The following is a 7,216-nucleotide window of genomic DNA, read 5'->3' on the forward strand; positions in this document are numbered from 1 at the left end:
CCCGCACGTTTCTCGATGTTCGAGACGCGTGCGGGCGGGCCGGTGCGGAGCTGGCAGCGACTGTGCCGGCTAACCCACTGTGCCTGTTAACCCACGGTGTCAGCGGGCTCGTGGGTTTTCTTCGGCGCGCTGTCCTCGTTCTCGAGCAGGGCGGGCGGCAGCGCCTCCCCACGTCGTTCGTCGCTGTAGACCATGAGGGTCGAGCCGACGAGCGCCAGGACAATCGCGATCGTTCCGAAAATGGTCGGCAGCGTCTGGTAGACGACGAGCGACACCACGATAGTGAGAACGGGGGCGAGGGCGTTCGTCGTGGGCGCAACGATGGATGCCTTGCCTCGGCTCAGGGCCATGACGAGGAACAACGCGCCGACCGCATTGAGGAGCTGGGTGGCGGCGGTCAATGCGGGCGCCTGCCAGGGGACGTTGAGCGGGAGGCCGCCCATCGCCATGATCGCAAAGGGAGTGAGGATCAGGCCGCTGATGGCCATCCAGGCGAAGGTCGTCGCGTCGTTCACTCCGATGGTCGCCGCCTTCCGCATGAAGAAGGCCTGCACGCCCCACGCAATGCAGACGAAGATGGCGATAACCAGCCAAGGACCGGATGTGGCGTCCCCTGAGCCTCCGGCGACGCTGAAGAGAACGATGGCGGCCAGTGCCGCGACCAAGCCGATGACGGCGACCTTGGGCAGGCGCTCCCGGAGGAACGCCACGGCCATGAGAACGGTGATGGCCGGCGAAATGGAGATGATCGGGAAGATCAGGTATGCGGGACCGGACGACAGGGCGTTGAACAGGAGCAGCTGGCCGCCGGCCCCGGTCAGGCCGATGAGGAGACCGTACATGGCGGCCTTCGGGCGGCGGTCGAACTTCTGGCCGCGCAGCGCGAAGACTGCCGGGATGATCATCACGACGGCCCAGATCACGTAGACCATTTCATCCGGGTACCCGTAGAGGGTGATGGGGAGGGACGAGAATGCGCCCCAGACTCCCCAGAACAGCACCAATAGTGCTGCGTAAAATATCCAACTCTGCGTTTTCTTCACAATGATCTCCTCGTTGACATCTGTTACTTGCTTGGACTTACTCAGGGGGACGTGCTTGGTGGTGCGTGGTGCGTGGTGCGTGGTGCGTGGTGCGTGGTGCGTAGTGCGTAGTGCGTAGTGCGTAGTGCGTAGTGCGTAGTGCGTAGTGCGTGGTGCGGGTGAGGTCAGTGGGACCGGAGTTGCGCCAGCGCGGCTTCGGACAGCGGGGTGCCCGCCTTCTTCGCGGCGTAGAGCGCTGCGCCGACGGCGGGGCCGAACAGCGGAGTGCGTAACTCGTATTTCGGCGGCAGTGCCGAAAGCGCCTCTTCGAATCCGCTGCGGACGGCGGCGGCCGTGAACATGCCTCCCGAATAGGACACGGGGACCGTGTCGTCGTCGCCGAAACCGAGCTCCGTGCGCGTCGTGTCGACGATCCTGGCCAGCTCGGCGCAGGCATCCGTGAGGATCTGCGCGGCGATGAGGTCGCCCTGGGCGGCGGCTTCGACGACGGTCTTGGAGAGGTCGGCGATCGCCCCTCGCTGTCCCTTCCACTGATTCACGACGACGTCGATCAGGTCGAGATCGCTGTTCACGTCGGCACGGGCCTTGACGACGTCGTAGAGGGGGCCGCGGGGGAGTCGGCCGTCGCTCATCCGGGTGAAGGCGTTGAGACCGCGGATCGCGATCCAGTATGCGGAGCCTTCGTCGCCGAAGAGCTCGCTCCAGCCGCCGACCCGGTGGCCATGGCCTGCACGTTCTCCGTAGGTCATCGAGCCGGTTCCGCTGATCACGTTGATCCCGTCGACGGCACCGAGGGATCCGGCCCAGCCGCACACCATGTCGTTGTCGCACGTGTAGCGGTCGTGCCCGAGCACCGCGCGGGGCACGGCGTTCAGTCGTTCGATATCAGAGCTGACCTCGCCGTATCCCGGGAGCCCGAAGAAGGCCTGGTCGATGTCCTTCGTCTCGATTCCGGCCTGGGCGGTGATCGTGTCGATGCCCTGGGTGAGGATTCGGCCGACGAGCTCGATGCCCTCGCTGAAGTAATAGCAACTCGGTGTCTGTGTTTCCGCGACGATGTGTCCGGAGTCGTTGAGGAGGACGAAGGCGGTTTTTGAGCCGCCGCCGTCAACCCCGAGGAAGAATGACATGGCTCTCAGCTCGCGTTCGTGAGGGTGCCCGCGGACGCGGACAGCGGGTGGATGTGCACGCCCTTGACGACGCGGTTGACGGTTCCGCCCGGGAACGGGTTGTCGGGGGTGGCGCCGAGCGTGAGGGAGAACGAGAGCCCCAGAAGCTGCGCGATGACGATGTAGCCGACGGCCAGGAACGCGTCATCCAGGCCCGCGAGGTCCGAGAGGATCCACGAATGGCCGTCGGCTGCCGGCAGTGGCAGGGAGGAGATCGCGACGACGCGTTCGGGGCTGAGCGCTGTGCGCAGTTCGGCGATGATGTCGAGGTCATACTCGCGGGTATAGGGGTCGGAAGACACGTAGACCAGGGCGAGCGTGGTCTCATCGAGGACGGCCTTGGGGCCGTGGCGGAAGCCGAGGGACGAGTCGTAGTAGGTGACAATCGCACCGGCCGTCAGTTCGAGGACCTTGAGGGCTGATTCGCGGGCGAGGCCGGTCAGTGGCCCGCTGCCGATGTAGACGATGCGTTCGTAGCCGGCCTCTGCCAGTGCGCGGATCTCGGGCTGGCGGCAGTCGATGATCTGCGTTGCGGCCGTGGAAAGGGCGGCAACGGCGTCGTCGTTCGCGCCGCCGAGGATCAGGAGACTTGACAGGAGCATCGACGTGAAGCTCGACGTCATTGCGAAGCCTTCGTCGTTGGAGCGACGCGGCATCAGCACGACCTTCGAGTGTGCGCGTCCCTGATGGTCCGTGAAGAGGTTCCCGTCTTCGTTGCAGGTCAGAATCAGGTGGCTGACGTCGGTGAGCACCTGGTCGGCGAGGACCGTTGCGGCGCTGCTCTCCGGGCTGTTGCCCGAGCGGGCGAAGGAGACGAGCAGGGTGGGAACGTCTTCGGCGAAGCTCTCCCGGGGATTCGAGACGATGTCCGTCGTGGCCACGGCGTCAACGCGGCGGCCGAGGAGTCGCGACAGTGCCGGTGCCGCGATGTCGCCGACGAAGGCGGATGTCCCTGCTCCCGTGAGAACGATGCGCAAGTCGGATTGGGAGAGGAGGGGTGCGAGGAAGGCATCGATGTCGGTGCGCTGGGCGGCGATGTTCGCCGAGGCCTCGCGCCAGACATCCGGTTGCTGGGCGATCTCGCGGACGGTGGCTTCAGACCCGGGGCCTGCGGCGTGGCCGATGGTCGCCGATGCGGCCGGGGTGGATGTGGCGGTGGGGTTAGACAAGGAGTGCTCCCTGGATGGTGGTGGTTGTTGTGGAACGGTCGCGGACCGTCGGGAAACAGGCGAAGGCGTATGGGCGCAGGGCGTCGCGGATCTTGTCCACGACGAGCGCGCGCGGTTCGGGAGCAAGGCTCCCGGCCCGTACCCTGGCGTATTGCTCGGGAAGGAACTGGCTGATGAGGGGAAGCGGAATCTGCAGGGCGGAGAGGTTGTCGTAGAGGCGGTTCTCGGCGGCTTCGATCTCCGGGTCCGGCCAGTAGTAACGCAGCCGGTCGCTGTAGCTGAACCGGCGGGCAAGGCGCTGCTGCTGGGCCGTGCCCTCGTAGTACCCCGCCCAATAGTCCGGACGGGCGAGCATCCGCCGTTCGATGACCTCGACGAGTGCGGAGCGATCCGCGACCGGCACGAGCTCGTCTTCGATCTTCGCGAGGGCGAAGAGGGCTTCCCGCATCGCGAACGTCAGTCCGGGTCCGACCTTGAGGATCGCCCAGTGGTCTTCGACGAGTTCGGCGAGCCGGCCCGTCTCCTGGTAGTCGGTGGAGTGGGCCTCGAACACCAGCCCCGGCTCGTCGTTCAGGACGGTCCGCAGCTGCACGGTCCCTTCGCGGTGGTAGTCGATGACCTGCAGGTGGTCGAATTCCACGGCGGGCTGCACGACGAGCGCGATGATGCGTGGCCAGATGTCGGTGAGGCCGACCTTCTCGAACGCGGCGCGGTGTCGGTCGAGGGTCGCTCGGGCCGCCACGGCGGATGTCGCAGTCAGGGTGCCGAGGGTCTCGTGCGCGCCTCCCGGTACCGGGACCTCTGTGCCGATCACGTACAGGATGTCGCTCGGGAGGCCGGCGCGCGTGGCTGTATCCTCGGCAACCCGCAACAGCCGTGCTGAGCGATCGGCCGCGAGGTCGTCGCCGGCCGGCACGGGATCCCCGGCGCAGGACATGCTGCAGTCCAGGTGGATCTTGGTATAGCCGGCTTCGACGTATGCCGTGACGAGGGCGTCGGCATTCGCCATGGCCTCGTCAGCGCTGAGGTTCTGCCATCGGTTGGGACCGAGGTGGTCGCCACCGAGGACAAGCCGGTCCCTGGCGAAGCCGACCCTGTCGGCGATCGAGTAGACCAGATCGCGGAAGTCGGCCGGACGCATGCCGGTGTACCCGCCGAACTGGTCGACCTGGTTGGATGTGGCCTCGATGAGAACGTAGGTTCCGTCGGCATCCGCCTGGCGGATGGCAGCCTCGAGCACGGTCGGGTGCGCCGAGCATACTGAATAGATTCCGACGGTTTCACCCGCCTTATGCCGACGTACCGTGTTCCAGAGTTGATTAACCATTGTGCTCCTTTGCAGTCCCACGGGCGTCCCGTTGTTCGGGGCGGGGTGGTTCGATCGATGGGTCTCGGGGGTGGATGGGTCAGCGGGTACCCAGCCCGGTGAGGAGGGCTGAATCCGAGGTGGTGGGGTTGTGCGCCGCTGCCGTGTCGAGCACGGTGCACAGGTGCGTGACGGTGCGGGAGATGGACTCGCAGCCGTCGCGAATGTATGTGCGCGGATCGGTGACATCCGGGTTGGTGGCCAGGAACCGCCGGACGCCGCCCGTGAATGCGATGTTCAGTGCCGTTCCGACGTTGATCTTGCGCATTCCGGCGGCGATGGCCGCGACGAGCGTCGTGTCGCTGACGCCGGAGGATCCGTGGAGGACGAGGGGGACGGGCACGATTCCGGCGAGTTGGGCGATGAGCGCGAGGTCGAGCTCGGCAACCTGTGACGTCATCGCGTGTGAACTGCCGACCGCAACGGCGAGCCCGTCGACGGTGGTCTGCGCGACGAAGTCACGCGCCTCATCGGGCTGGGTGCGTGCGAGCGGAGAGTGTGCGCCGTCTTTGCCGCCGATTTCGCCCAGCTCAGCCTCGACCCAGAGGCCGCGGGCGTGGGCGCGCCGAGCCAGTTCGCGGGTCTGGCGAACGTTCTGGTCGTGGGGGAGATGAGCGGCATCGACCATGATCGAGCTCACGCCGAGATCGTTCGCCAGATCGATGGCGTGTTCGGTGAGCGCAAGGTCCTGGAAATGGTCGAGATGAATGGAGATGGGCGCGGAGGACTCGGCGGCGATCTTCGCGCAGGCCGCGATGATCGGCGAGATCCTGCCGTTGTGGAACCGGATCGCGTTCTCGCTCACCTGGAGAATCGCGCCGGTATTGGCGCGCTCCACTCCGATCGCGATGGCTTCGGCGTGCTCGAGGGTGATCACGTTGAAGGCGAGAACGGCACGGTTGCCTGCGCCGAAGTGGTCGATGAGATCGCGAGTTGTGGCGAGCAAGATGACGAGCTCCTCCCGGCAGTGATGGAGTGCGATTCGGGCGATGTCGGCTCGACACCATCCGTGCACTGCACCATCACGATGGCCATGGCTTGATACTGCGCCAGAGTGCGCGGAGCGCGCAATTTTGCTGCTAAAGTGGACAGAAATACTGCGCGTTTCAATTTCGGTAAGGCGTCTCATGATCCAGAACGGCTCGTATCCATCCACCCCTCGTGCGGTCTCCGGCAAGCGCTCAGAGCGGATGCGCTTGGTGCTGTCGCTCCTTCACGAACAGACGAGCATGTCGCAGTCCGCGCTCGCGGAGGCGCTCGGTATTTCGGCGGCGACCCTGCGGCGCGATCTGGCGGACCTGGACGAACAGGGGCTGCTCGTGCGGACGCATGGCGGGGCCCGCGCCCTGGATGCCCGCAGCGAAATTCCCGTTCGGCTCCGGAATACCCAGTTCCGTGAGGCCAAGCAGTTGATCGCGCGTCGTGCGGTGGAAATGATCCCCGCTGGACCGTATGCGATAGCCCTGAGTGGGGGGACCACGACGGCCGAGGTCGCCCGGGCGCTCAGTAATCGGTCAGGACTGACCATTGTGACGAATTCGCTCACTATTGCGCTGGAGTGCGCGGCACGCCCGAAGCTCAAGGTGATCATGACGGGAGGCGTCGTTCGGCAGAGCTCCTTCGAGGCGGTCGGCTCGCTGTCCGAGAACACGTTCAAAGCGATCAACGTGGGCACTGCCATTCTGGGCACCGACGGCATCAGCGTGTCAGGGGGTGTGACGACCCACGATGAAACCGAAGCGCGCACCAATCACGCCATGGTTGCCAACGCCCAGCGTGTGATCGTCGTTGCCGACGGTTCGAAAGTCGGACAGGTCACCCTCGCGAAGATGGCCGACCTGAGCGAGATCGACGATTTCGTCACAGATTCCGACGCGGACCCCGCCGCGCTTCAGTTGATCGCAGACGCCGGGGTAACCGTACACATCGTCGACCTCAGCGCTGTGCGTCGGTAGGGCACGGCATAGTCCTCAGAATGTTCGCCGTGACACAGAGGCCGCGGCCGACACGCAGGCGGGAGGACGTTGCGCGCGCGGCGATGTGGTCGTGATCAAATTTGATTTCTGAATAAGTAAGCCATTTAATTAACTGAGTAAGTCTCGTATTCGTATTCGATTCGGGGTAGAATCGGGGCATGGCAGGAGCTTCCGATCCCCAGTCACACACCCCGCAGGCCCACGATTCAGTGGCCGCGGGTGATCAGCCCACCGCAGTCGTCGAGTCGGCCTATTCGGTCGCGGTTGCCGAGGGTTTCGAGGGCTCGGAGGGTCTGGCCGGCTCGGTGCCGTCGGTGCATGCGGATGCTGTCGCAAGGCTCGCCGAGGCGCAGGCGGTTCTCGCCGATGCCCTGGCGGCGATCCCGGTCGGGCTGCTCAGCGACACAGAAGCTGTCACGGCGCTGAGTACCGTGGAGGCGATCGGTCGGACGGTGGATGCGGCCCGGGTGAGCACGGCGACGGATGTGGACCG

General features: G+C 65.5%; 7 protein-coding genes. 2 read left to right on the forward strand and 5 right to left on the reverse strand.

Features of this window, described 5'->3' with window-relative positions; translation table 11 throughout:
• Window positions 1-86: 86 nt before the first annotated feature.
• The 5 genes from QN345_RS13540 to QN345_RS13560 form a co-directional block, all read right to left on the reverse strand.
• Entirely contained in the window at window positions 87-1,043 is a 957-nt protein-coding gene (locus tag QN345_RS13540) for a DMT family transporter (protein ID WP_322135227.1), read from the reverse strand.
• Between the two features lie 164 nt (window positions 1,044-1,207).
• A complete protein-coding gene (locus tag QN345_RS13545) occupies window positions 1,208-2,173 on the reverse strand; it encodes an N-acetylglucosamine kinase (RefSeq protein WP_134561567.1) in 966 nt (321 codons plus the stop codon).
• A 5-nt stretch (window positions 2,174-2,178) separates the two neighbouring features.
• Entirely contained in the window at window positions 2,179-3,381 is a 1,203-nt protein-coding gene (locus QN345_RS13550; RefSeq protein WP_198413447.1) for an SIS domain-containing protein, read from the reverse strand.
• Complete coding sequence (locus QN345_RS13555; RefSeq protein ID WP_322135228.1) at window positions 3,374-4,708, reverse strand: D-tagatose-bisphosphate aldolase, class II, non-catalytic subunit; 1,335 nt, start codon at window positions 4,706-4,708, stop codon at window positions 3,374-3,376. The genes QN345_RS13550 and QN345_RS13555 overlap by 8 nt, the downstream gene beginning before the upstream one ends.
• A 79-nt stretch (window positions 4,709-4,787) precedes the next feature.
• Window positions 4,788-5,693 carry a class II fructose-bisphosphate aldolase gene (locus QN345_RS13560; protein ID WP_322135229.1) on the reverse strand — a complete coding sequence of 302 codons (906 nt, stop codon included), beginning with the start codon at window positions 5,691-5,693 and terminating at the stop codon, window positions 4,788-4,790.
• A 181-nt stretch (window positions 5,694-5,874) separates the two neighbouring features.
• Here QN345_RS13560 and QN345_RS13565 point away from each other — a divergent pair, with 181 nt between their 5' ends.
• Together QN345_RS13565 and QN345_RS13570 are read left to right on the forward strand one after the other, a co-directional pair.
• Window positions 5,875-6,702, forward strand: a complete 828-nt coding sequence (locus tag QN345_RS13565; RefSeq protein WP_322135230.1) for a DeoR/GlpR family DNA-binding transcription regulator — start codon at window positions 5,875-5,877, stop codon at window positions 6,700-6,702.
• Between the two features lie 179 nt (window positions 6,703-6,881).
• Window positions 6,882-7,216 (forward strand): hypothetical protein (locus QN345_RS13570; protein ID WP_323508107.1); only part of this gene is annotated, 335 nt, incomplete at its 3' end.

The organism is Cryobacterium sp. 10I1, from assembly GCF_035019805.1.
In the GTDB taxonomy this organism is placed as follows: domain Bacteria; phylum Actinomycetota; class Actinomycetes; order Actinomycetales; family Microbacteriaceae; genus Cryobacterium; species Cryobacterium glucosi.